Genomic DNA, 24,986 nt, shown 5'->3' on the forward strand with positions numbered 1-24,986 from the left:
AGCCCGGGTTAGCGGATCCGCGCGAGATGACCCGGTCGGGCGATCGGTGGTCCCCGGACGGCCTCCGTGAGGGCCTCTGTCGGGCCGGGGTCAGCGCCCGCCGCCGCCGGACGAGGGACCGCCCTCGATCACCTGCTGACGCTGCGTCTGCCGCGCGCGACGCTGCTGCTCGTACTGGCTGCTCATCTCCGACTCGATGGTCTCGCTGCGCCGCCGGCTCCGGACGCGGGCGAGCAGCAGCAGCGTCAGCCCGTGGAGCACGCCGAGCAGGAGCATCACGCCGCCGAGCTGCGTGATGACGATCTGCACCGTGCCCTGGACGTCGAAGGGTCGGTACGTCGAGATGAGGGCGAGGAAGCCCAGCGCCACGAGGTGGAACAGCACCCCGAGCAGCCGGTTCGTCGAGACCGCCGTCTCCTCGGAGTCGAAGACGTCGCGAAGGAACCCGATCCCCGAGCGCATGAGGATCTGGCCCACCACCAAGGTGATGATCGCGCCGACCACGACGATGAAGAGATACGTGCCGGTGTCGAGCACGGTGTGCCTTCCTCGCAGGTGACGGTTGGTGAGCAGTCTCCCCCGACGGGCGATCAATCGAAACCCTCCGGAGTCCTGCCGAACCGGCCTCGCGGGCACGGTCCGACGCCTACGCTGCCACGGCTGTGGGCCCCCTGCGCAGCGCCGTGGTCGCGACATGCCGTGCGCTGTCCCCGCGGGTGTCGCTGCCGAGCGCCGACGCGGTGGAGGCGATCGCCGACCGGATGCTCGCCACGCCGTCCCTCGTCGTGGCCGGGCCGGTCTCGTCGGGCAAGTCGACGCTGGTCAACGCACTGGTGGGCCGCCGGGTCGCGCCGACGGGGGCGGGCGAGTGCACCGGGCTGACGGCCCACTACGTCCGCGGACCCGCCGATCGGCTCGACGTCGTCCTCGTCGACGGCACCCGGCGACCGCTGCCGCTCGCCGCGGGCGGCCGGGTGCCCGCCGCGGTCGGCGACCGGCTGGGCGTGCGACCCGAGGACGTCGACCACCTGGTGGTGACGCTCACCAGCGCGGCGCTGGACGGCCTGACCGTGATCGACACCCCGGGCACGGGCTCGGCGCGCCGGCCCGGAGGTGTGTCCGGCGGCGCCCACGCCGATACGGCGCTGGTCGTGCTGCCCGCCACGGCGCACGCGGGCGATCTCGACGCGCTGCCCGGGCCCGCGGCCCACGGCCCGGCGGGGGTCGTCGCCGTGCTCGGACGGGCGGACACGGTGGGTCCCGACGACGGCCGCGACCTCGCCGTCGAGCTCGGGCGCAGGCTCGGCGACCGCGTGGGGCCGGTGACGCCGGTGATCGGCCTGCTCGCCGAGACCGCGGTCACCGGGGCGTTGCGCGCGGAGGACGTCGGCGCGCTGCGGGTGCTCGCCGGGGCCGACCCGGCGGTGCTCGAGGTCGCCCTGCTCGACGCCGAGCTCTTCACGACCGCCGAGCTGCCCCTGCCGGTCGAGGCCCGGGCGCGGCTGCTCGAGCTGCTCGACCTGCGCGGCCTCGCCCTCGGGATCGCGCTCCTGCGCGCCGACGCCGCCGCGGGGGTCGGCGAGCTCTGCGACGCCCTGCTCGCCGCGTCCGGGCTCGCGACGCTGGTCCGACGGCTGCACGACGAGGTGCGCACGCGCACCGACCTGCACGCCGCGACGGCCGGGGTCCGCGACCTCGCCGCGCTCGGCGAGGCCCTGGGGCGCACCGAGGCGCAGGACGGCGGCGGGCGGGGCGAGGGCACCCGGGTGGCCGACGCGGCCGCCGCGCTGGCGCGCCGGGAGGCGTTCACCGAGCGGGCGCTGCTCGCCGCCCGGGCGCGGCTGTGGGCGGGCGCCCTGGGCCTGCCCGCCGAGCTGCTCGACGAGGTCGACCGGCTCGCCTCGGCCGCGCCCCCGGACGTCCGCGCGGGGCGCCCGGGCGCGGGTCGGGTGGAGGTCGCGGGCCACGCCGCCCGGCGCGCCGCCTGGTGGCGCGCCTACGGGTCGTGGGGCTCGCCCCGGCGCATCGCCGACCTCGCCCACGTCGTCCACCGCACCTACGTCGGGATGTGGCAGGACCTCACCGCGCAGCCCGGAGGCCCCGCGGAGCGGAGCCCGATCCGGTCGAACGGAGCGCCGCCGTGACCGGGCCATCGTGACCGCGTCAGGGCGGGACGTCCCCGCCGAGGTCGCCCGCACCCGCGAGGCGCTGACGACGCTGCTCGCCCGCCTCGACCCGGACGCCGCCACACGGGCCGCGGCCCCGCCCCCGCCGGCGCGGCCGACCGTGGTGCTCGTCGGCGCGCCCGGTCGGGGTCGCCGGGAGCTGCTGGCCGCGCTGCTCGGTCTGGACGAGGTCGCCGTCGAGCACGCCACCCACGACGACCTCGGCGTGCCGCTGCTCGAGGAGCTGGACCTGCTCGTCCCCGCCCGCGGCCCCGACCCCGGGAGCTGGCCGGTCGACGGCGCCACCGCGGCGCTCGTGCTCGCCGGCGCCGCCGCCCCGCTCGGCGCCGAGGAGCTCGACGCGCTCGCGCGCGCGGCCGCCCGGGTGGACACCGTGGTGTTCGCGCTGACCCGCACCGAGGCGCACCGCGGCTGGCGCACGGTGCTCGAGGCCGACCGCGCGCTGGTCGCCGAGCACGTCCCGCGGCTCGCGGGGGCGCCGTGGTTCCCGGTCTCCGCGGAGCTCGCCCGTCGCGCCGGCACCGCGACGCCGGCGGCGGCCGAGGCGCTGCGCCGCCGCTCCGGCCTGGCCGCCCTGCAGCGCGAGCTGCACCGTCTGGTCGCGCGCCGGCGGCGGATGCTCGCCGAGGCCAATGCGCTGCGCCTGCTCGCCGCCGGGCTCGACGGCGTCGCGTCCCGGGCCGACGCGACCCGGAGCGCCCTGCGCGCCCCGGCCGACGGCGTCGGCGACCTCGCCCGCCGCCGTGACGAGCTCCTCGCCGCCCGGGCCGCGCTGCGCCGTGACCACCACACGCGCTGGCGCGCGGACCTCGCCGCCGCCCGCGTGGCCGCCGCCGACGACCTCGCCGCGCGCGTCCGCGCCCTCGCGACGGCCCTGCGCGGGCGCATCGACGACGCCGACCGCGCCGGGCTCGCCGCGATCCCACGGGACCTCGCCGCCGAGGTCGAGACGCTGGCGGCAGCCGTGGTCGAGGGCCTCGGCACGCGCCTGCGCGCGCTGGTCGCGACGACCCTCGCCGACCTCGTCCCGGCCGGTGAGCTGCCGTCCCTGCGGGTCGCCGATCTCGGGGTCACCGACGTCGCCGAGCCCGGCCTGGTGCCCCCGCCGCGGACACGTCCCGCCGAGGACCGCCTGCTCGTGGTCGCCGGGGCGTCGGGCGGGCTCGGGCTCTCCCGCCTGGCGCTGCTGCCGCTGCTCGCCGTCCCGATCGCGCCGGTCGCGCTGGGCGCCGCGCTCGTCCCGGTGTCGGTGGGGCTGGGGCTGGGCGCCGCGGGATGGGTCGCGCGGGCCCGGCGCCTCGCCGCCGACCGCGCGCACCTGCGCCAGTGGACGGCCGAGGCGCTCGCCGAGGTGCGCGGCGACCTCGACCGCGTCCTCGCCGACGCCCTCATCACCACCGAGCGGGAGGTCACGCTCGCCCTCGACGCCGCGCTCGAGCACCGCGCGCGGGACCTCGACGACGCGCTGACCGCCGCGGAGCGCGCCGTCCGGCACGCGGGCGCCGACCGGACCGCCGCCGACCGCGCCGCCGCCCACACCGCCGCGGAGGCCCGCGAGGGGCGCGACCGCGCGGAGACGCTGCTGCGACGGCTGGCCGCGCTGCGGGACCGCGTGGATGTCCCCGAACCGGACCCACGCGTCGAGCCCGCGACCTAATCTCGCGGACATGGTCGAGCTGCCCGACGACTCCGCGCTGGACTCCGGGCTCCACCCCGAGGCGCACGTCGATCCCGGTGGCCCCGCCGCCGAGCTGCTGGTCGCGGCCCCCGACGGCCCGCGCGCGCTCGGTCCGGCCACGGTCGACAGCGACGCCGACGGGCGCGCCGACACCGCCGTGGTCGCGGGGCCGGACGCCCTCGAGCTGGGCACCGACGTCGACGGCGACGGGCGCGTCGACGTGCTCACGCGCGTGCTCGCCGACGGCACGGCCACGACCACCGCCGCACCGGGCCTGCCGGGCGAGGGCTGGGACGAGGGCTGGGACGAGGGCCCGCCCCCGCCCGCGCCGACCATCGATCCGGTCACCGGACGGTGGGTCCGCGGCGGTTGATCCTCCGGGTCGGTCGCCCGCGCGGCCGGTAGGTTCGGCGCCCGTGGAGAGATCCGGGACGCACACGGTCGGCCACCCGGTCGACCAGGACTTCCTCGCCCTGCCCCTCACGGCCCTCGCCGACGCCGCGCTCGACGCCGCCCGCCGGGGCGGGGCCCAGCACGCCGACCTGCGCGTGCACCGCCTGCGCACCCAGCACCTCGAGCTGCGCGACGGCCGGGTGGTCGTCGCCGCCGACTCCGAGACCCTCGGGCTGGCCGTGCGCGTGCTGCGCGACGGCGTGTGGGGGTTCGCCGCCCATGTCGACCTGACGCCCGAGGTCGCGGTGGCCACGGCGCGGCGGGCGCTCGACGTCACCGCGACCCTCGCGTCGCTGGCCACCGAGCGCGTCACGCTCGCCGACGAGCCCGTGCACGCCGGCGCGGTCTGGGTCTCGCCGTACGACGTCGACCCCTGGGCCGTCGACGTCGCCGAGAAGATCGCCCTGCTCACCGACCGGTCCGCCGCCCTGCTCGCCGCGTCCGGCGTCGACCACGTCTCGGCGAGCCTCGTGCAGGTCAAGGAGCAGAGCTTCTACGCCGACACGGCCGGCACCACGACGACCCAGCAGCGCGTGCGCGTCGACCCCGACATCTCGATCACCACCGTCGACCGGGCGGGCGGGGCCTTCGAGTCGCTGCGCACCCTCGCGCCGCCGGCCGGGCGCGGCTGGGAGTACCTCACCGGCACCGGCTGGGACTGGGGCGCCGAGCTCACCGAGCTCCCGGAGCTCCTCGCCGAGAAGGTGCGGGCGCCGAGTGTGGAGGCGGGGCCCACGGACCTCGTCATCGACCCCACCAACCTGTGGCTCGTCATCCACGAGTCGATCGGGCACGCCACCGAGTACGACCGCGCCATCGGCTACGAGGCGGCCTACGCCGGCACGAGCTTCGCGACGCCCGACAAGCTCGGCACCCTGCGCTACGGCAGCGACGTCCTCACGGTGACCGGCGACCGCACGGTCCCCCACGGCCTCGCGAGCGTCGGCTACGACGACGACGGGGTGGCCGCGCAGGAGTTCGACCTGGTCCGTGACGGCGTGCTCGTCGGCTACCAGGTCGACCGGTCGTTCGCGCCGCGCCTCGGTCTCGACCGGTCGAACGGCTGCGCCTACGCCGACTCCGCGGAGCACGTCCCCCTGCAGCGGATGGCGAACGTGTCGCTGCAGCCCGACCCGGTCACCGACCGGACGACGTCGGACCTGATCGGCGCGGTGGAGGACGGCCTCTACGTCGTCGGCGACCGCTCCTGGTCGATCGACATGCAGCGCTACAACTTCCAGTTCACGGGGCAGCGCTTCCACCGCATCCGCGGGGGCGAGCTGGTCGGGCAGGTCCGCGACGTCGCCTACCAGGCGACGACCACCGACTTCTGGGGCTCGCTCGAGGCCGTCGGCGGCCCCTCGACGTGGCGCCTCGGCGGCGCGTTCAACTGCGGCAAGGCCCAGCCCGGTCAGGTCGCACCGGTCAGTCACGGCTGTCCGTCGGCGCTGCTGCGCGGCGTCGACGTCCTCAACACCGGGAGCGGATCGTGAGCACCACCGGCTCGGCCCTCGTGGAGCGCGCCCTGGCGATCGCGGCGTCGCAGGTCCCGGACGCGGGCGCGGTCGCCCTGGTCCGCGAGGTCTCCGAGGCCGTCGTGCGGTGGGCGAACTCCACGATGACCACGAACGGCAACACCGTCGAGCGGCGGCTCTCCGTGGTCGTGCTCGTGCCCCTCGACGGCGGCACCGGCGCCGGGGTCGTCACCGTGCCCGCCCCGACGGGGCTCGCCGACGGCCCGGAGGGCGACGCGGTGCTCATGGACGCCGTCGCGGGCGCGGTGCAGGCCGCCCGGCGGGCCGGTCCCGCCCGTGACGCGGCGCCGCTGCCCGAGCCCGCCGGCGCGGCCGACGCGCACTGGGACGACGGCGCCGAGGACACCTCGACCGCCGTGTTCGCCCGGCTCGCCGAGGAGCTCGGGGCGTCCTTCCGGCCCGGCGAGGCGTCGTTCGGGTTCGCCGACCACCGCGTCACGACGACGTGGCTGGGCACCTCCGCGGGGGTCCGCCGCCGCTGGGTCGAGCCGTCCGGGTCGGTCGAGCTCAACCTCAAGGACCCGTCCACGGGCACGTCGGTCTGGGGCGGGGAGGGCGCCGCCGACATGGGCGCGGTCGACGTCACCGCCCTCGTCGAGCGTCTGCGGAACCGGCTGCCCTGGGGCGCCCGGCGGATCGACCTCCCGGCCCGGCGCTACGAGACGCTGCTGCCGCCGTCCGCGGTGTCCGACCTGATGATCTACCTCGCCTGGTCGATGGGCGGGCGGCCCGCGCAGGAGGGCCGCTCGGCCTTCTCGCGGGCCGGCGGCACCCGGGTCGGCGAGCGGCTCGGGGACCTGCCCCTGACACTCGCGGGCGACCCGGCCGGCGCCGGGTTCGCCGACCTCGCCTACACCCCGGTGCTCGCGACGACGTACTCCGGCGACGAGGTCTCGGTGTTCGACAACGGCGCCACCACCGGGCGCGTGGAGTGGGTGCGCGACGGCACGGTCGCGACGCTCGCCTACCCGCGGGCGGCGGCCACGGAGTACGGGGCGTCGTTCGCGGCGCCCACCGACAACCTCGTGCTCACCGGCGGCGACGACGCCACGCTCGAGGAGATGGTCGCGACCACCGGACGCGGCCTGCTGCTGACCTGCCTCTGGTACATCCGCGAGGTCGACCCGACGACGCTGCTGCTCACCGGCCTCACACGCGACGGCGTCTACCTGATGGAGGGCGGCGAGATCGTCGGCGAGGTGAACAACTTCCGCTTCAACGAGTCGCCGCTCGACCTCCTGCGCCGCGCCACCGAGGCCGGCGCCACCGAGCGCACGCTGCCGCGCGAGTGGAAGGACTGGTTCACCCGCGCCGCCATGCCCCCGCTGCGCGTCCCCGACTTCCACATGACCTCGGTGTCCCTCGGCCGCTAGGTGCGCTTCGCGCATGTGAGCACTTCGGAGTGCTGGGGCACTCCGAAGTGCTCACATGCGCCGGAGGCGCACACTGGAGGGCGTGATCCGGTCGGTGATGCGCTACACCGCACCCCAGACGGCGTGGGAGGCCGAGGTCCCCGTCCGCGGGGACGTCGCCGCGCTCGCGACGCTGCTCGCCGAGGGCGGGGCGGTGGTCCTCACCGGCGCGGGGATCTCCACCGACTCGGGCATCCCCGACTACCGGGGCCCGACGAGCGCGCAGCGCCGCCACGCCCCGATGACCTACGACGCGTTCGTCGGCGACCCCGTCGCCCGGCACCGCTACTGGGCCCGCAGCCACGTCGGCTGGCCGCAGATCGCCGGCGCCCGGCCCAACGACGGGCACCGGGCCGTCGCGTCGCTGCAGCGCGCGGGCCTGCTGACCGGCGTCATCACCCAGAACGTCGACGGGCTGCACCAGGAGGCGGGCGCGCGCGACGTCGTCGAGCTGCACGGGGCGCTGGGTCGCGTCGTCTGCCTGGGCTGCCGCGCGGCGCTGGGGCGCGAGCGGGTCCAGGAGGACCTCGCCGCCCTGAACCCGGACTTCGACACGCGGGCCACGGAGATCAACCCGGACGGCGACGCCGAGCTGCCCGACGCCGAGCTCGACCGCTTCACGATGGTCGGCTGCCCGTCCTGCGGCGACGGACCGCTGAAGCCGGACGTCGTCTTCTTCGGCGAGAGCGTGCCGCGCCCGCGGGTCGACCACTGCTTCGAGCTCGTCGAGCGGGCGCGCTCGCTGGTCGTCCTCGGCTCCTCGCTGACGGTGATGTCGGGGTTGCGCTTCGTACGCGCCGCGGCCCGTCGTGATCTCCCGGTCGCCGTCGTGACGGCCGGGCCCAGCCGGGCCGACGACGTCGCGACCATCCGCCTCACCGAGGCGCTCGGAGAGGTCCTGCCTGCGACGTTGACCACGCTCAACCTCGGCGAACGAGCCTGAATCGTTCAGCTTGATCGTGGAAGTGAGTCCCCCGACAGCGACTCGGCGGTGTCGCGGAGAAGAAGTCTCGTTAACGTCGGAGACCACCATCGGAGGCTGATCCCGGGCACGTCGCCGTGTCGGGGGTTGCTTCCGTTCCCGAGGCGACCGGGCCGCTTCGCGGTCTCGGCGTTCGGCGATCGAGCGACCGAGGAGACGCATGACTGCCGTTCCGACCATCCAGGGACTCGACAACCCGCCGATCCGACGCCGCGAGGTGCTCGACTGGGTGAACGAGGTCGCGGACCTCACCACGCCCGACAGGGTCGTGTGGTGCGACGGGACCCAGGACGAGTGGGACCGGCTCACCTCCGAGCTCGTCGAGGCCGGGACCTACGTCCAGCTCGACCCGGCCAAGAAGCCGAACTCGTTCTACGCCGCCTCCGACCCCGACGACGTCGCGCGCGTCGAGGAGCGCACCTTCATCTGCTCGGTCAACGAGGCCGACGCGGGGGTCACCAACAACTGGATGGACCCGGCCGAGATGAAGGCCACGATGCGGGAGCTCTACCGGGGCTGCATGCGCGGTCGGACGATGTACGTCATCCCGTTCTGCATGGGCCCGGTGAACGCCGAGCACCCGAAGCTGGGCGTCGAGATCTCCGACAGCGCCTACGTCGTCACCTCGATGCACATCATGACGCGCATGGGCCCCGAGGTGCAGCGACGCCTCGACGAGGGCGACACCGAGTGGGTCCCGGCGCTGCACTCGGTCGGCGCCCCCCTCGAGCGCGGCCAGCAGGACGTCAAGTGGCCCTGCAACGACACGAAGTACATCAGCCACTTCCCCGACACCCGCGAGATCTGGAGCTTCGGCTCCGGGTACGGCGGCAACGCGCTGCTCGGCAAGAAGTGCTACTCGCTGCGCATCGCCTCGGCGATGGCGCGCGACGAGGGCTGGCTCGCCGAGCACATGCTGATCCTCAAGCTGATCAGCCCGGAGGACAAGGCGTACTACATCGTGGCCGCGTTCCCGTCGGCCTGCGGCAAGACGAACCTCGCGATGCTGCAGCCCACCATCCCGGGCTGGCGCGCCGAGACCGTCGGTGACGACATCGCCTGGATGCGGTTCGGTGCCGACGGCCGGCTCTACGCGGTGAACCCGGAGTTCGGCTTCTTCGGCGTGGCGCCCGGGACGAACTGGAAGACCAACCCGAACGCGATGCGCACCATCGAGCAGGGCAACGCCCTGTTCACCAACGTCGCGCTGACCGACGACAACGACGTCTGGTGGGAGGGGCTCGAGGGCGATCCCGAGCACCTCACCGCGTGGACCGGGGACGACTGGACGCCCGGCTCGGCGAAGCCAGCGGCCCACCCCAACTCGCGCTACACCGTGCCGATCTCGCAGTGCCCCGTCGTCGCGCCCGAGTGGGACGACCCGCAGGGTGTGCCGATCTCGGCGATCCTCTTCGGCGGCCGCCGCAAGACGACGATCCCGCTGGTCACGGAGTCCTTCGACTGGCAGCACGGCACCTTCATGGGCGCCACGATGTCGAGCGAGATGACGGCCGCGGCGAAGGGCGGCAAGGGCCAGGTCCGCCGCGACCCGATGGCGATGCTGCCCTTCCTCGGCTACAACGTCGGCGACTACTTCCAGCACTGGGTGGACGTGGGCAAGAACGCCGACGTCACCAAGCTCCCGTCGATCTTCTACGTCAACTGGTTCCGGCGGGGCGAGGACAACCGCTTCCTGTGGCCCGGGTTCGGCGAGAACAGCCGCGTGCTGAAGTGGATCATCGAGCGCCTCGAGGGCAAGGCCGCCGCGACCGAGACGCCCATCGGCCACGTCCCGAGCGCCGACCAGATCGACGTCGAGGGTCTCAGCGAGCCGATGGAGGACATCGAGGCGTCGCTGCGCTTCGACGTCGACGAGTGGCGCGAGGAGCTGCCGCTCATCGAGGAGTGGTTCGAGAAGATCGGCGAGAAGCTGCCGACCTCCATGCGCGACGAGCTCGAGTCCCTCAAGCAGCGCCTGAACGCGAGCTGATCCGCTCTCCGCGACCGCACGACACGGCGCCCTCGCTGCTCACGGGAGCAGCGAGGGCGCCGTGCGTTCGTCCGGGATCAGCAGCAGCGTCCCTGCGGGTGGCGTTCCTGGTGGTCGGTGCGCGCCCGCCAGAAGGCCCGCTCGCTCATCGGCCGGTCGTCGTGGCCGGCACGCGCGTGGTGCGCGAGGTACCGGTCGTAGGCGTCGGCCCCGAGCACACCGCGGAACCACCAGCGCACGGCCCGGTAGCCCTGTCCGAGTGCGGCGACCATCAGTGCCCGCCTCCCCGGCTCGGCGCCCCCGCCGAGGCGAGCCACTGCTTCTCGAGCTCCTTCTCCGACGGGGTGGGGATCAGCCCCGAGGGCCCGTAGCGCCGCGACGGGACGGGCTCGTCCTCCTTGCCCGGGGACCCGCCCGACCGGACCGAGCGCACGGCGGCGACGGTCGCGGCCGCGAGCACGATGAGGGTCAGCACCAGGAAGATGATCGACAGGCTGCCCTGGATGAAGGTGTTGCGCACGACCGCCTCCATCTGGGCGGGGTTGCGCGCGGCACCCATGCTGGTGCGGCCCGCGGCGATCGCATCCCGGTAGGCGAAGTGCTGAGCCCAGTACCCGACGCCCGGCACCGGCGAGAAGATCTTGTACAGCGACGCGGTCACCGTGATCACCGCGACGGCGACCAGGGGCACCAGCACGATCCAGAGGTACTGCACCGTCCCGCGGCGCGCGATGATCGCGAGACAGACGGCGAGCGCGATGGCCGCGAGCAGCTGGTTGGCGATCCCGAACAGCGGGAAGAGCGTGTTGATCCCGCCCAGCGGATCGGTCACTCCCATGATCAGGATGCCGCCCCAGCCGCCGACCATGACGATCGTCCCGATCCACGCCCCCGTGCGCCACGAGGTGTCACGGAAGCGCGGGACGAAGGTCCCCACCGCGTCCTGCAGCATGAAGCGCGCCACTCGGGTGCCGGCGTCCACGGCGGTGAGGATGAACAGCGCCTCGAACATGATCGCGAAGTGGTACCAGAAGCTCGCGAGCGCGGCGCCGCCCAGGAACTGCGACAGGATCTGCGACAGACCCAGAGCCAGCGTCGGGGCACCGCCCGTCCGCGACACGATGCTCTGCTCGCCCACCATCGCCGCGGTCCCGGCCAGCTCCTGGGGGGCGATGTCGACGCCGGCGAGGCCCAGCGAGTTGACCCACACGGCCGCCGTCTCGACCGTGCCGCCGGTCAGCGCCGTCGGCGCGTTCATCGCGAAGTAGATGCCGCGGTCGATGGAGATGGCCGCGACCAGGGCCATGATCGCGACGAACGACTCCATGAGCATGCCGCCGTAGCCGATGAAGCGCGTCTGGCGCTCCTTCTCGATCAGCTTCGGCGTCGTGCCCGACGAGATGAGCGCGTGGAAGCCGGAGAGCGCTCCGCAGGCGATCGTCACGAACAGGAAGGGGAAGAGCGGACCGGGGACGACCGGCCCGTCCGACCGGGTGGCGAACTCGCTGAACGCGGGGGTGGCGATGTCCGGCCGCACCACGACGACCGCGACCGCGAGCAGCACGATCGTGCCGATCTTCATGAACGTCGACAGGTAGTCGCGGGGCGCGAGCAGCATCCACACCGGCAGCACCGCGGCGACCACGCCGTAGATCACGACACACCAGGCGAGGGTCGTGCGGCTGAGGGTGAACGCCTCGGCCAGCCCGCTCTCGGAGATCCAGCCGCCGGCGATGATCGCGAGCAGGAGGAGGCCCACCCCGATCGCCGAGACCTCGCCGACCTTGCCGGGCCGCAGATAGCGCAGGTAGAAGCCCATGAACAGTGCGATCGGGATCGTCATGGCCACCGAGAACACGCCCCAGGGGCTCTCGCCCAGGGCCTGGACGACGACCAGCGCGAGCACCGCGATGAGGATGATCATGATGGCGAGCGTCGCGATCACCGCGGCGGCACCGCCGATCACCCCGAGCTCGTCGCGCGCCATCTGGCCCAGCGAGCGCCCGCCGCGGCGCATCGAGAAGAACAGCACCAGGTAGTCCTGGACCGCCCCGGCCAGCACGACGCCGACGATGATCCAGATGGTGCCCGGCAGGTAGCCCATCTGCGCGGCGAGCACCGGACCGACGAGCGGGCCCGCGCCCGCGATCGCCGCGAAGTGGTGTCCGTAGAGCACCCGGCGGTCGGTCGGCAGGTAGTCCTGCCCGTTCTCGGAGTGCTCGGCCGGGGTGGCGCGCCGGTCGTCGGGCTTGAGCAGCTTGCGCTCGATGTAGGTCGAGTAGAAGCGGTAGGCGATGAGGTAGGTCGCCACCGCCGCGAAGACGAACCAGATCGCGTTGACGGTCTCGCCCCGGATGAGCGCGACCATCACCCAGCCCAGGCCGCCGAGCAGGGCGATCACCGCCCAGACGGCGATCCGCGCGGGCGTCCAGCGTCGGCGCTCCTCCTCGAGCACCTCGTCGTCGACCGCCGGTGGCAGTTCCTGGTCGGGCGGCGCGGCCACGCCGCCCGATCCTCCTGACGTCGTCGTCATCGCGACCTCCGCTCGGAACGGATCGGACTTCCGGGGAGGATAGGTCCTGGGACGCCGCGGTGTCCTTGATCAATTCACGCGAAGTGTCCGCTCGGTGACCGTCCGCCGTGTGCCCCTACGCTCTGCCCACATGGACCAGCTCGGCCGGCCGCCGTTCCGGCCGACCCCCGCCGCCGGCACGCTGGCCGACGTCTCGCCCTCCCTGGCCGCCGCGCTCGGCGTCGAGGGGTTCGACGACCACCTCGGCGTCGGGCCGGCGCGGGGCACGGCGCTGATGCTCATCGACGGGCTGGGCGCGGACCTGCTCGCCGAGCACGCCGACCGGGCACCGGTCCTCGCGGAGCTCGCGGCACGCGGGCAGACGCTGCTGGCCGGCTTCCCGTCGACGACGGCCGTCAGCGTCACGAGCCTCGGCACCGGCCTGCCGTCGGGCGAGCACGGCATCGTCGGCTACAGCATGGGCGTGCCGCCGCTCGACGACCCGGGCGCGCCGGCGGAGACGGTGCTCAACACCCTGCGCTGGTGCGCCCACGGGGCCACCGACCCCGTCGACCTGCGGCGCGAGCTCCCGCCCGAGGAGGTGCAGGCCGCGCCGACGGTGATGCAGCGCGCCGCCCGGGCCGGGGTCGCGGTCACGACGATCGCCCCGGAGATCCAGCGTCGCTCCGGTCTCACCCGGGCGGCGTTGCGGGGCGGCCGGTTCCACGGGGTGTCGGCCCTGGGCGACATGGCCGCCGCGGTGCTCGACGCGCTCGCCCCGGGAGCGGTCGAGGAACGCGCGTTCTGCTACGCCTACCACGGCGACCTCGACATGCTCGGGCACACGTTCGGCCCGGGCTCGACGCCGTGGCTGATGCAGCTCACGGTCATCGACCGGCTCGTCGGCGCCATCGCCGAGGAGCTGCCCCCGGACACGCTGCTCGCCGTCGTCGCCGACCACGGCATGGTCGGCACCGACTCCGGCTGGCGGATCGACCTCGACACCAGCCCCGAGCTCCTCACCGGCGTCCGACGCCTCGCGGGCGAGGCCCGCGTGCGCCACGTCTTCACCGCCGCCGGCGCCGCCGACGACGTGGCCGCGGCCTGGCGCTCCGAGCTCGGCGACGCGGCGTGGGTGCGCACGCGCGACGAGGCGATCGACGAGGGCTGGTTCGGCCTCGACGTCACCGACACCGCCCGCGGGCGCATCGGCGACGTCGTCGCGGCGGCCCAGGGGAACTGGACGCTCGTGCGCTCCCGCATCGAGCCGATGGAGACCGCGCTGATCGGCCACCACGGCTCGCTCACCGACGCCGAGCAGCGCGTCCCGCTGCTGCTCGCCCGGGGCTGAGAGGTGCGCTGCGCGCATGTGAGCACTTCGGAGTGCTCGGGCACCTCGAAGTGCTCACCTGCGCGGAGCGCACACTGACCCCGATGAGCGAGGAACCGTCGGCCGACGTCCGGGAACTGGCCACGCGCGTGTTCGACATGGCCCGCGACGGCGACGCCGCCTCGCTGGCGGCCTACCTCGACGCCGGGGTGCCCGTCGACCTGACGAACTCCCACGGCGACACGCTCGTCATGCTCGCCGCCTACCACGGGCACGCCGAGGCGGTGGCCGTGCTGGCCGCCCGCGGGGCCGACGTCGACCGCCTCAACGACCGCGGTCAGGCGCCGGTCGCCGGCGCGGTGTTCAAGGGCGAGGACGCCGTGGTCCGCGTCCTCGTGGAGGCGGGCGCCGACCCCCTCGCCGGGCACCCCACGGCCGTCGACACCGCCCGGATGTTCGGCCGCGAGGACCTGCTGGCCCTCCTCACAACGCCTTGAGGATGTCCTCCACGCGGGCCTTCGCGTCGCCGAAGATCATCGAGGTGTTCGCGCGGAAGAACAGCGGGTTCTGCACGCCCGCGTAGCCCACCGCCATCGAGCGCTTGAACACGACGACGTTCTTGGCCTCCCAGACGCGCAGGACGGGCATGCCGGCGATCGGGCTGCCCGGGTCCTCCATCGCGGCGGGGTTGACGGTGTCGTTGGCCCCGATGACGAGCACGACCGACGTCGAGGCGAGGTCGTCGTTGATCTCGTCCATCTCGAGGACGACGTCGTAGGGCACCTTGGCCTCGGCGAGCAGGACGTTCATGTGCCCCGGCAGGCGCCCGGCGACGGGGTGGATGCCGAACCGGACCTCGATGCCGCGCTCGACGAGCCGGCGGGTGAGGTCCGCGACCGGGTACTGCGCCTGGGCCACCGCCATCCCGTAGCCCGGGACGATGACCACCGACGACGCCTCGGCGAGCATCTCCGCCACGGCGTCGGCGTCGACCTCGCGGTGCTCGCCCTCCTCGGTGCCCGAGGACGCCGTGCCCGACTCGACGCCGAACCCGCCCGCGATGACCGAGAGGAACGAGCGGTTCATCGCCTGGCACATGACGTAGGAGAGGTAGGCACCCGAGGAGCCGACGAGGGCGCCGGTGACGATCAGCAGGGTGTTGTCGAGCAGGAAGCCCGAGGCGGCCGCGGCCCAGCCCGAGTAGCTGTTGAGCATCGACACGACGACGGGCATGTCCCCACCACCGATCGAGGCGACGAGGTGCCAGCCCAGCGCCAGGGCGACCGCGGTGATCGCGATCATCAGGCCGAGCGAGGGCGTCACCGTGAAGGCGACGGTCAGCGCGGCGAACGCGACGAGCGCCCCGAGGTTCAGGGCGTTCTTGCCCGGCAGCGTCAGCGGGCGCGACTTCATCCGCCCGGAGAGCTTGCCGTAGGCGACGAGCGAGCCGGTGAACGTCACCGCGCCGATGAAGACGCCGATGCCGACCTCGACGGAGTGGATGCCGACGAGCTCGGGGGCGACGGTGGTCTGCGCCGCGCCCTCAGCTTCGACCTCGAGGTACCCGTTCCACCCGACGAGCACGGCGGCGAGGCCGACGAAGCTGTGCAGCAGCGCGATGAGCTCGGGCATGCCCGTCATCTCGACGACCCGTGCGCGCCAGAGCCCGATGCCGCCGCCGACGACCATCGCGACGGCGAGGAGCGCGATCGCCCCGGCCGTGAGCGACTCGGCGGCGAGCACCACGGTCGCGACGAGGGCGACGGCCATGCCGGCGATGCCGTAGGCGACGCCCGCCCGCGCGGTCTCGTGCCTGGAGAGCCCGGCGAGGCTCATCACCGTCAGCAGGGCGGCGACGATGTAGGCGGCCGTGGCCGCGGTTCCGGCGCTCATGAGGCAGGCCCCTTCGTGAACATCGCGAGCATGCGGCGGGTCACCGCGAAGCCACCGACGATGTTGATGCTGGCCAGCAGGATCGCCACGAACGCGAGCACCGAGACGACCGTGCCGTGCTGCCCGAACTGCAGCAGCGCCCCGACCACCACGACCCCGGAGATCGCGTTCGTCACCGACATCAGCGGGGTGTGCAGGGCGTGGTGGACCTTGCCGATGACGTAGTAGCCGATCACGACGGCCAGCACGAACACGGTGAGGTTGGTGGCGAGCGCCGGCGGCGCGAAGGCCGTCGCGGCGAAGAGCAGCGCGAACGCCACGGCGATCAGCGTGTAGCGCCGGGCCGGCGACGCGACCTTCGCGGGCGCCACCACCGGCGTCGCCGCCGCGGGCTCGACCGGCGCTCTGTCGACGTTCCCGCCCGCCCCGGCAGACACCGAGATCGGCGGCGGCGGCCAGAGCACCTCGCCGTGGTGCGTGACGGTGACCCCGCGGACCACGACGTCGTCGAGGTCGAGCACCAGCCGCCCGTCCTTCTCGGGGACGAGGAGCTTGAGCAGGTTGACCAGGTTCGTGCCGTAGAGCTGGGAGGCCTGCGCGGGCAGCCGGGCGGCGAGGTCGGTGTCGCCGACGATGATGACGCCGTTGTCGGTGACGACGACCTCGTCGGCCACCGAGCCCTCGACGTTGCCGCCCTGGCCCGCGGCCATGTCCACCACGACGCTGCCGGGCTTCATGAGCGCGACGTCGGCGGCGGTGAGCAGCCGCGGCGCCGCGCGCCCCGGGATCAGCGCGGTGGTGATGACGACGTCGACGTCCGCGGCCTGCTCGGTGTAGATCTCGGCGGCCCGCGCGTCGTAGGCCTCCGAGGTCGCGCGGGCGTACCCGTCGGTGGACTCCTGCGCTGCGTCTCCGGCCTCCACGGCGAGGAAGTCCCCGCCCAGGGAGCGGACCTGCTCGGCGACCTCGGGTCGCGGGTCGGTGGCCCGCACGACGGCGCCGAGACTGGACGCCGCCCCGATCGCGGCGAGGCCGGCGACCCCGGCTCCGGCGACGAGCACCTTGGCCGGCGGCACCTTGCCGGCGGCGGTGACCTGCCCGGTGAAGAAGCGGCCGAAGCGGTGCGCGGCCTCGACGACGGCGCGGTAGCCCGCGATGTTGGCCATCGAGCTCAGCACGTCCAGCGACTGCGCCCGCGAGATGCGCGGGACGGCGTCGGTGGCGAGGACCGTGATGCCGCGCCGGGCGAGGTCGGCGAGCAGCTCCGGGTGCCGCGCGGGCCCGACCATGGCGATCAGCGTCGTGCCCGGGGCGAGGCGGTCGAGGTGCTCGGCGTCCGGCGTGCGCAGCGCCAGCAGGACGTCGGCGGACCAGGGATCCCCGATCTCCGCGCCGGCCGCCGCGTAGGCGTCGTCGGTGAAGCTCGCGCGCTCCCCCGCCCCCGGCTCGACGACGACCGTCGCCCCCAGGTCGATCAGACCCACCACCGTGGCCGGCGTGGCGGCCACCCGGGTCTCGCGGGCCCCGGGCTCCCGGGGGACACCGATGCGCACCGTCGCGCTCCTCTGCTCTCTCACCCGCCACGTGCGCCGTCACCAGCAACGACACCGCGCGGACCGGCCGGACGTTCGTCCGAACGGGCTGTCGATGGCGACCCTAATCTCACGTCCGGGAAACCTCCGCGTGGAGGTCCTGGGTCACATCTCCGACGCTCGTCACCGCACCGGGGAGGACGCACCGTCCTGGACAGGTGCGGGGGACGGCGGCACGCTCGCCGCGTGCCCGCCGAGCTCGAGCAGCGACTCGACGACCTCCGCGCGCAGGCCTCCGACCGCATCCCCATGCGCGAGCTGTTCGCCCTCGCGAAGGCCTTCCCCGCCGCCTCGCTCGCGGACACGGAGCGCCTGCTCGACGGCCCCACCCACGAGCACAAGGTCGTCGCCGTCAGCCTCATGGACTTCCGCGCCCGCCGGAAGAAGATCGACGACGACGAACGCCGCGCGCTGTACGAGCTCTACCGGCGTCGCCACGACCGCATCGACACCTGGGACCTCGTCGACCGCGCCGCCCCGCACGTCGTCGGCGGGTGGTTGCACCCGCGCCCGCGCGCCCCGCTCGACGAGCTCGCCGCCTCGGAGCACTGGTACGAGCGGCGCACGGCGATCGTCGCGACCTGGTACTTCATCCGCCTCGGCGAGACCGCCGACACCTTCCGGATCGGCGCGACGCTGGCCCACGACCCCGTCGAGCTGGTGCAGAAGGCCGTCGGCGGATGGGTGCGCGAGGCGGGCAAGCGCGACGGCGCGGCCCTGCGCGCCCTGCTCGACGCGCACGCGGCGACGATGCCGCGCACGGCGCTGCGCTACGCCGTCGAACAGCTGCCCGCCGAGGAGAAGGCCCACTACCTGGGACTCCGCGGCCACTGACCGCACCCGGAATCCGGACGCGAGTCCAGGACGTTGTCCCTGACATGCGTGATCCCGTGCTCTCGGTCCTCGACCTCTCGCCGGTCCCCTCCGGCACGCCGACCTCGGCGGCGCTGCACGAGACCATCGAGCTGGGCAAGACCGTCGAGCGCGCCGGCTACCGGCGGATGTGGCTCGCCGAGCACCACGGCATCCCGAGCGTCGCGAGCTCCAGCCCCGAGATCCTGATCCAGGCGGTGGCGAGCGCGACGAGCACGCTGCGCGTCGGGTCCGGCGGGATCATGCTGCCGAACCACAGCCCGCTGAAGGTCGCCGAGACGTTCCGCGCGCTGGCGGGGCTGCACCCCAGCCACGATCCATCAAGGACACGCATCGACCTCGGCATCGGCCGCGCCCCGGGCACCGACCCGCGCACCGCGATCGCGCTGCGGCGGAGCCGCGAGGCCCTGACCGCCGACGACTTCCCCGAGCAGTTCGCCGAGCTCCGCGGCTACGTCGACGGCTTCCCCGAGGGCCACCACTTCGCCGGGATCGCCGCCATGCCGAACGACGTCCCGCTGCCGCCGGTCTGGATCCTCGCCTCGAGCTACTACGGCGGGCAGGCCGCGGCCGCGTTCGGCACCGGCTTCGCCTACGCCGGGCACTTCGGCGGCGCGGACCCGGGCCAGGCGACCCGCATCTACCGCGAGCAGTTCCGTCCGAGCGACGCCGCGGGCGCCCAGGACCCGCACGTCGTCCTCGCCGCCGCGGTGATGTGCCACGAGGACCCGGAGCGCGCCCGCGCGATGGGCCGCGCGCACGCCCTGTCGATGGCCCGCCTGCGCACCGGCAACCCGGGCCCGCTGCCGAGCCCGGAGGAGGCCATGGCGCACGACTGGAGCCCCGCCGAGCTGCAGGTCGAGCAGTCCATGGCATCGAAGATGACGGCCGGCACCCCCGACGAGGTCCGCGACGATCTCGAGCGCCGGGCCCGCGAGGCCGACGCCGACGAGGTCATGCTCGTGACGCCGATCCACGACGTCGCCGAGCGGCGGCGTTCGTACGAGCTGGTGGCGCAGGCCTTCGGCGTGTCCGGGCCCGGCGTGACGAACGCCCCGCCGTCGCTCGCCCAGGTGTAGTGCTCGTGTAACCGGCCGGAAACAGCTCCCCCGCAGCGTGGGGGCATGCCCTCGCCCACCACCGGGGCGGTGACTCCGGTGCCGACCCACTGCCCGTACTGCTCGCTGCAGTGCGGGATGACGCTGACCCCGCGGGAGCAGGGTGCCGGCCCGGTGCTCGAGGTGACGGGCGCGAACTTCCCGACCAACCGGGGCGGGCTCTGCGAGAAGGGCCTGTCGTCGGCCGAGCTGATCGACCACCCGGACCGGCTGACGACGCCCCTGGTCCGCGACCAGCGCGACGCGCCCTTCCGCGAGGCCACCTGGGACGAGGCCTACGACCGCATCGTCACGGCGCTGACCGTCGCCCAGGAACGTCACGGCCGCGACGCCGCGGGGCTCTTCGGCGGGGGCGGGCTGACCAACGAGAAGGCCTACCAGGCCGGCAAGTTCGTGCGGGTCGCGCTGCGCAGCGCGTCGATCGACTACAACGGCCGCTTCTGCATGTCGTCGGCGGCGGCCGCGGCGACCAAGGCGTTCGGGATCGACCGTGGGATGCCCTTCCCGCTGGCCGACATCGCCCGCGCGGACACCGTCATGCTCGTCGGCTCCAACCCGGCCGACACCATGCCGCCGGCGATGCGCTGGTTCGCCGCCGGCGTCGAGCGCGGCGCGCGCCACCTCGTCGTCGACCCCCGCTACACCGCGACCGCGGCGACGGCCGACGTGCACCTGCAGCCGGTGCCGGGCACCGACCTCGCCCTGGCCAACGGGCTGCTCCACCTCGCGATCAAGCACCGGCTGGTCGACGCGGGCTACGTCGCCGAGCGCACCACGGGCTGGCCTGCGGTGCGGCGCGCGATGCGCCAGTACTGGCCCGACCGCGTCGAGCGGATCACCGGCGTCCCGGTGCGGGTCATGGAGCGCGCGGTGCACCTGCTCGCCGAGTCGCGGGCCACCATGATCCTCTCCGCGCGCGGCGCCGAGCAGCACGCGAAGGGCTCGGACACGGCCCTGGCCTGGATCAACCTGGCGCTCGCCCTCGGCCTGCCCGGCCGGCCGTCCTCGGGCTGGGCGACGATGACCGGCCAGGGCAACGGCCAGGGCGGGCGCGAGCACGGCCAGAAGGCCGACCAGCTGCCCGGCTACCGGATGCTCGCCGACCCCGCCGCCCGCGCGCACGTCGCCGGCGTCTGGGGCATCGACCCCGACGAGCTCCCGCAGCCCGGGGTCTCCGCCTACGAGATGCTCGACCGGCTCGGCACCCCCGGCGGTGTGCGGGCGCTGCTGGTCATGGCGTCGAACATCGCGGTCTCGGCGCCGCGGGCCGCCCACGTGCGGGAACGGCTCGCCGCGCTCGACTTCCTGTGCGTCTCGGACCTGTTCCTCAGCGAGACCGCCGAGCTCGCCGACGTCGTCCTGCCCTGTGCCCAGTGGGCCGAGGAGGAGGGCACGATGACCAACCTCGAGGGCCGCGTCCTGCGGCGACGCCGGGCCCTCGAGGCCCCCGACGGCGTGCGCAGCGACCTCGTCGTCCTCGCCGAGATCGCCGACCGGCTGGGCCGCGGGGCCTTCTTCGACCGCGAGCCCCGCGCGGTGTTCGACGAGCTCCGCCGGGCGAGCTCGGGCGGGAAGGCCGACTACGCGGGCATCAGCTACGAGCGCATCGACGCCGAGCGCGGGGTCTTCTGGCCCTGCCCCGCCCCGGGGGACGACGGGGTGGCGCACCCCGGCACGCCGCGCCTGTTCCGGGACGGCTTCGCCACCCCGGACGGGCGCGCCCGCTTCCACGTCGTGCACCACCGCGACGCCGCCGAACCGCCCGACGACGAGTACCCGTACCGCCTGACGACCGGGCGCAGCCGGGCGCACTACCAGTCCGGCACGCAGACCCGGCGGACCAAGGCGCTGCTCGACGCCGAGCCCGAGCCGGTCGTCGACATCCATCCCGACCTGGCCGCGCGGCTCGGCGTCACTCACGGGAGCGACGTGTCGCTGCGCACCCGGCGCGGGACGGCACGGATGCGCGCGCGGCTCTCACCGGAGATCCGCCCCGACACCGTCTTCGCCCCGTTCCACTGGTCGGGCGAGGCGACGATCAACGACCTCACGAACCCCGCCCTCGACCCGACGTCCCGGATGCCCGAGTTCAAGACCTGCGCCGTGGCCCTCGAGGCCGCGGAGTCCACCCACGGAGAGGACGCCGACTCGTGATGACCACCCCGCGATTCCTGCAGGGCGCGTTCGAGTTCGAGGGGCACGGGCTGGCCAAGCCCGCGCTGCTCGACCCGAGCCTGACCTACACCGTGCCCGAGGGGGTCACCGGCCAGGTGCTCTACGTCCGCGCCGGGAACTCCTCCGACGAGCTCGTGTCCGTCCTGCTCGCCTTCGACGGCACGCCGTCGCGGTGGCTCCCGGTCGGCGCGAGGAGCGACATGCACGTCTCGCTGCGCGTCGTCGAGGACCTCCTCGCCGGCAGCACCGTCGAGATCCACTACTCGGCACCCGAGGGCGCCACCGGCACCCTCGTCGTCGACTGCGGACTGGTGGAGGTCTAGGGGTGACGCAAACCGCGGAACGACCGGAGACCGAGCAGGAGAGCTCCTCGAAGAGCCGCCTCGTCGTGGTCGGCAACGGCATGTCCGGGGCCCGCGCGCTCGAGGAGATCCTCGCCCGCGGCGGCGCGGACACCTTCGCCATCGAGGTCTTCGGCGACGAGCCCTACGGCAACTACAACCGGATCCTGCTGTCCGAGGTGCTCGCGAACGCGGCGGGCCGGGCCGTGGACGACGAGGACGCCGACGGGGAGGACGAGCTCTACCTCAACCCCCTGGACTGGTACGACGAGAACGGCATCACGCTGCACGCCGGCGTACGCATCGTGCGCATCGACCGGCACGCCAAGGTCGTCTACGGCGACGACGGGTCGGTGACGCCGTACGACACGCTCGTCCTCGCCACCGGCAGCCGCTCGTTCTTCCCGCCCATGGAGGGCATGTGGGCGACGAAGACCGAGCTGACGCCCGGGGTGTTCGGGTTCCGGTCGCTGGACGACGCGACGTCGATGCTCGCCCACATCAGGGAGCACCGGACCGCGGTGGTCATCGGCGGCGGGCTGCTCGGGCTCGAGGCGGCCGCGGGGCTGCAGGCGCACGGGGTCGCGGTGCACGTCGTGCACCCCACCGAGGTGCTGATGAACCAGCAGCTCGAGGCCGAGGCGTCGAAGGTGCTGCGCTCGAAGCTCGAGGACATGGGCATGCACCTGCACCTCGGGGTGAAGACGAACGAGATCCTGACGGAGGACGGCCGTGTCTCCGGGGTCCGCTTCACCGACGGCTCGGACCTCGCGTGCGACATGGTCGTCGTGACCGCCGGGATCCGTCCCAACATCGGGCTCGCGATGGTCTCGGGGCTCGAGACGCAACGCGCGATCGTCGTGGACGACAAGCTGCGGTCGGTCGACGACGACTCGATCTTCGTGGTCGGCGAGTGCGCGCAGCACCGCGGCGAGGTCTACGGCGTCGTCGGGCCGTTGTGGGAGCAGGCCGCGGTCCTCGCCGACGTGGTCACCGGAGCGAATCCCGACGCCGAGTACCACGGCTCGCGGCTGGCGACGAAGCTCAAGGTCGCCGGCGTGGACGTCGCGCAGATGGGCGTGAAGGTCCCGGAGAGGTCGTCGGACGAGTTCGTGCAGTTCTCCGAGACCGGGCGCGGCGTCTACCAGACCGTCGTCATCCGCGACGGCACGCTGATCGGCGCGACGCTCGTCGGCGACGTCAGCAAGGTCGCGGCGCTGACCCAGGCCTTCGACAGCCGCTCGGCGCTGCCCGAGGAGCGCATCAAGCTGCTCTTCGACCTCGGCAGCGCCGGCGACGCCGCGAGCGCCGCCGATCTCCCGGCCGACACCCAGATCTGCCACTGCAACGGCGTCTCGAAGGGCGATCTCGTCGCCTGCGTCCACGACGGCGCCGAGTCGGTGTCGGCGTGCATGGCCGCGACGCGGGCGGGCAAGGGGTGCGGCTCCTGCAAGGGGCTCGTGAAGGAGGTCGTCGAGGCGGCGCTCGGGGGCGCGGGCGTGGAGGACCCGGCCGACAGCTACTACGTCCCGGGCATCCCCCTGGACAAGCCGACGCTCATGGCCGAGATCCGCTCCCGGGGCCTGAAGTCGGTCTCGAGCGTGTTCGCCGAGCTCGCCCCGGACGGGAAGGACCACGTCGGCTCGAAGATGGGGCTCACCGCGCTGCTGCGGATGATGTGGCCCGACGACCACGTCGACGAGCGCGACGGCCGGTTCATCAACGACCGGGTGCACGCCAACATCCAGCGCGACGGCACGTTCTCGGTCGTGCCGCGCATGTCCGGCGGCGTCACGAGCCCCGACCAGCTACGGCGCATCGCCGACGTCGCCGACAAGCACGAGATCCCGATGGTGAAGCTGACCGGCGGGCAGCGCATCGACCTGCTCGGCGTCCCGAAGGAGAAGCTGCAGGAGGTCTGGGCCGACCTGGACATGCCCTCGGGCTGGGCGTACGGCAAGAGCTTCCGAACGGTGAAGACCTGCGTCGGCACCGACTTCTGCCGGTTCGGCCTCGGCGACTCCACGCGGCTCGGGATCGACCTGGAGGAGCGCTACAAGGGCGTCGAGGGGCCGGCGAAGATGAAGCTCGCCGTCTCCGGGTGCCCGCGCAACTGCGCGGAGTCGATGGTGAAGGACGTGGGGCTGGTGGCCATCGAGGGCGATCGATGGCAGATCTACGTCGGCGGCGCCGCCGGGGCGACGATCCGCAAGGGCGACATCCTCGCCACCGTCGACTCCCACGACGAGGCGCTGCGGATCACCGGCCGGTTCCTGCAGTACTACCGGGAGAACGCCAACTGGCTGGAGCGCACCTACGACTTCGTGCCGCGCATGGGCCTCGACCACCTGATCGGCGTGGTCGTCGACGACGTCGAGGGCATCGCGGACGAGCTCGACGCGCGCATGCAGGAGACCGTCGACCGCTACGCCGACCCGTGGGCGACCGACCAGACCGACGCGACGCCCGGCCAGTTCCACGACGCGCTGCCGCTGGTCCCGCTCCCGCAGGTGCCCATCAGGACGAGCTCGAGCCGGGACGGGGTGTCGTCGTGAGCAGCACCGAGGAGGCCGTCGAGGCACGGCTGGGCCCCGTCGACCGGATCCCCCTGGGCGAGGGGCGGGCGTTCCTGGTCGGCGACGAGCCGGTGGCCGTGTTCCGGCCGCGCTCGGGCGGGCTCCACGCATTGCGGGCGATCTGTCCCCATCGGGGCGGGCCGCTCGCCGACGGGCTCGTCGGCAGAGACACTGCTGATGGGGAGGTCGTCATGTGCCCGCTGCACAACCACCAGTTCTCCCTGGTCGACGGCTCCTGCGCGACCGGCGCCGACGACGTCGCGGCGTACACCGCGACCGAGGAGGACGGCGAGCTCGTGGTCCGCCTGGGCTGACGCCCTCGCGTGGGCAAAGAATGGGC

The 24,986-nt window shown here is 74.0% G+C and carries 20 protein-coding genes; 15 read left to right on the forward strand and 5 right to left on the reverse strand.

The annotated features are described in order from the left end of the window. Positions 1–90: 90 nt before the first annotated feature. A complete protein-coding gene (locus PH191_RS19630) occupies positions 91–537 on the reverse strand; it encodes a hypothetical protein (protein WP_274188839.1) in 447 nt (148 codons plus the stop codon). A 125-nt stretch (positions 538–662) separates the two neighbouring features. Here PH191_RS19630 and PH191_RS19635 point away from each other — a divergent pair, with 125 nt between their 5' ends. The 7 genes from PH191_RS19635 (at position 663) to PH191_RS19665 (ending at position 10,236) form a co-directional block, all read left to right on the forward strand. Continuing rightward, positions 663–2,144: a dynamin family protein gene (locus tag PH191_RS19635; protein WP_274196306.1), complete on the forward strand. Its 1,482-nt coding sequence runs from the start codon at positions 663–665 to the stop codon at positions 2,142–2,144. 10 nt (positions 2,145–2,154) lie between these two features. Then, positions 2,155–3,843: a dynamin gene (locus PH191_RS19640; protein ID WP_274196307.1), complete on the forward strand. Its 1,689-nt coding sequence runs from the start codon at positions 2,155–2,157 to the stop codon at positions 3,841–3,843. A 10-nt stretch (positions 3,844–3,853) separates the two neighbouring features. Beyond that, a complete protein-coding gene (locus PH191_RS19645; protein WP_274196308.1) occupies positions 3,854–4,237 on the forward strand; it encodes a DUF6802 family protein in 384 nt (127 codons plus the stop codon). A 43-nt stretch (positions 4,238–4,280) separates the two neighbouring features. Further along, entirely contained in the window at positions 4,281–5,810 is a 1,530-nt protein-coding gene (locus tag PH191_RS19650; RefSeq protein ID WP_274196309.1) for a TldD/PmbA family protein, read from the forward strand. Then, entirely contained in the window at positions 5,807–7,225 is a 1,419-nt protein-coding gene (locus PH191_RS19655) for a metallopeptidase TldD-related protein (RefSeq protein ID WP_274196310.1), read from the forward strand. Before PH191_RS19650 ends, PH191_RS19655 begins: the two co-directional genes overlap by 4 nt. A 97-nt stretch (positions 7,226–7,322) precedes the next feature. Further along, the gene (locus PH191_RS19660) at positions 7,323–8,207 is read left to right on the forward strand and encodes an NAD-dependent protein deacetylase (RefSeq protein ID WP_274196484.1); all 885 of its coding nucleotides are present in this window, start codon (positions 7,323–7,325) and stop codon (positions 8,205–8,207) included. 199 nt (positions 8,208–8,406) lie between these two features. Continuing rightward, positions 8,407–10,236, forward strand: a complete 1,830-nt coding sequence (locus PH191_RS19665) for a phosphoenolpyruvate carboxykinase (GTP) (RefSeq protein ID WP_274196311.1) — start codon at positions 8,407–8,409, stop codon at positions 10,234–10,236. Positions 10,237–10,313: 77 nt separating this feature from the next. Here the strand turns inward: PH191_RS19665 and PH191_RS19670 are convergent, their stop codons facing one another. Further along, the gene (locus tag PH191_RS19670) at positions 10,314–10,508 is read right to left on the reverse strand and encodes a YbdD/YjiX family protein (protein ID WP_274196312.1); all 195 of its coding nucleotides are present in this window, start codon (positions 10,506–10,508) and stop codon (positions 10,314–10,316) included. Then, complete coding sequence (locus tag PH191_RS19675; protein ID WP_274196485.1) at positions 10,508–12,604, reverse strand: carbon starvation CstA family protein; 2,097 nt, start codon at positions 12,602–12,604, stop codon at positions 10,508–10,510. Before PH191_RS19675 ends, PH191_RS19670 begins: the two co-directional genes overlap by 1 nt. 295 nt (positions 12,605–12,899) lie before the next feature. Between PH191_RS19675 and PH191_RS19680 the strand changes: the two genes are divergently transcribed. Together PH191_RS19680 and PH191_RS19685 are read left to right on the forward strand one after the other, a co-directional pair. Further along, on the forward strand, positions 12,900–14,099 hold the full coding sequence (locus PH191_RS19680) for an alkaline phosphatase family protein (protein ID WP_274196313.1): 1,200 nt from the start codon (positions 12,900–12,902) through the stop codon (positions 14,097–14,099). 83 nt (positions 14,100–14,182) lie between these two features. After that, a complete protein-coding gene (locus PH191_RS19685) occupies positions 14,183–14,575 on the forward strand; it encodes an ankyrin repeat domain-containing protein (RefSeq protein WP_274196314.1) in 393 nt (130 codons plus the stop codon). Here the strand turns inward: PH191_RS19685 and pntB are convergent. Both pntB and PH191_RS19695 read right to left on the reverse strand, forming a co-directional pair. Further along, complete coding sequence (pntB, locus tag PH191_RS19690) at positions 14,562–15,971, reverse strand: Re/Si-specific NAD(P)(+) transhydrogenase subunit beta (RefSeq protein WP_274196315.1); 1,410 nt, start codon at positions 15,969–15,971, stop codon at positions 14,562–14,564. The two genes, PH191_RS19685 and pntB, sit on opposite strands and share 14 nt — an antisense overlap. Beyond that, the gene (locus PH191_RS19695; RefSeq protein ID WP_274196316.1) at positions 15,968–17,524 is read right to left on the reverse strand and encodes a Re/Si-specific NAD(P)(+) transhydrogenase subunit alpha; all 1,557 of its coding nucleotides are present in this window, start codon (positions 17,522–17,524) and stop codon (positions 15,968–15,970) included. The genes pntB and PH191_RS19695 overlap by 4 nt, the downstream gene beginning before the upstream one ends. A 225-nt stretch (positions 17,525–17,749) precedes the next feature. Between PH191_RS19695 and PH191_RS19700 the strand changes: the two genes are divergently transcribed. The 6 genes from PH191_RS19700 to PH191_RS19725 are packed head-to-tail and all read left to right on the forward strand — an operon-like array spanning position 17,750 to position 24,960. Next, complete coding sequence (locus PH191_RS19700; protein ID WP_274196317.1) at positions 17,750–18,397, forward strand: DNA alkylation repair protein; 648 nt, start codon at positions 17,750–17,752, stop codon at positions 18,395–18,397. Between the two features lie 44 nt (positions 18,398–18,441). Next, positions 18,442–19,515 carry an LLM class flavin-dependent oxidoreductase gene (locus tag PH191_RS19705; protein WP_274196318.1) on the forward strand — a complete coding sequence of 358 codons (1,074 nt, stop codon included), beginning with the start codon at positions 18,442–18,444 and terminating at the stop codon, positions 19,513–19,515. A gap of 45 nt (positions 19,516–19,560) precedes the next feature. Next, a complete protein-coding gene (locus PH191_RS19710) occupies positions 19,561–21,708 on the forward strand; it encodes a molybdopterin oxidoreductase family protein (protein ID WP_274196319.1) in 2,148 nt (715 codons plus the stop codon). Beyond that, positions 21,708–22,052 carry a molybdopterin oxidoreductase gene (locus PH191_RS19715; protein WP_274196320.1) on the forward strand — a complete coding sequence of 115 codons (345 nt, stop codon included), beginning with the start codon at positions 21,708–21,710 and terminating at the stop codon, positions 22,050–22,052. Before PH191_RS19710 ends, PH191_RS19715 begins: the two co-directional genes overlap by 1 nt. Positions 22,053–22,054: 2 nt before the next feature. Then, a complete protein-coding gene (gene nirB / locus PH191_RS19720; protein WP_274196321.1) occupies positions 22,055–24,625 on the forward strand; it encodes a nitrite reductase large subunit NirB in 2,571 nt (856 codons plus the stop codon). Next, positions 24,622–24,960: a Rieske (2Fe-2S) protein gene (locus tag PH191_RS19725; protein ID WP_274196322.1), complete on the forward strand. Its 339-nt coding sequence runs from the start codon at positions 24,622–24,624 to the stop codon at positions 24,958–24,960. The genes nirB and PH191_RS19725 overlap by 4 nt, the downstream gene beginning before the upstream one ends. Positions 24,961–24,986 lie beyond the last annotated feature (26 nt).

The sequence above is a fragment of the Actinomycetospora callitridis genome (assembly GCF_028737265.1).
GTDB lineage: Bacteria > Actinomycetota > Actinomycetes > Mycobacteriales > Pseudonocardiaceae > Actinomycetospora > Actinomycetospora callitridis.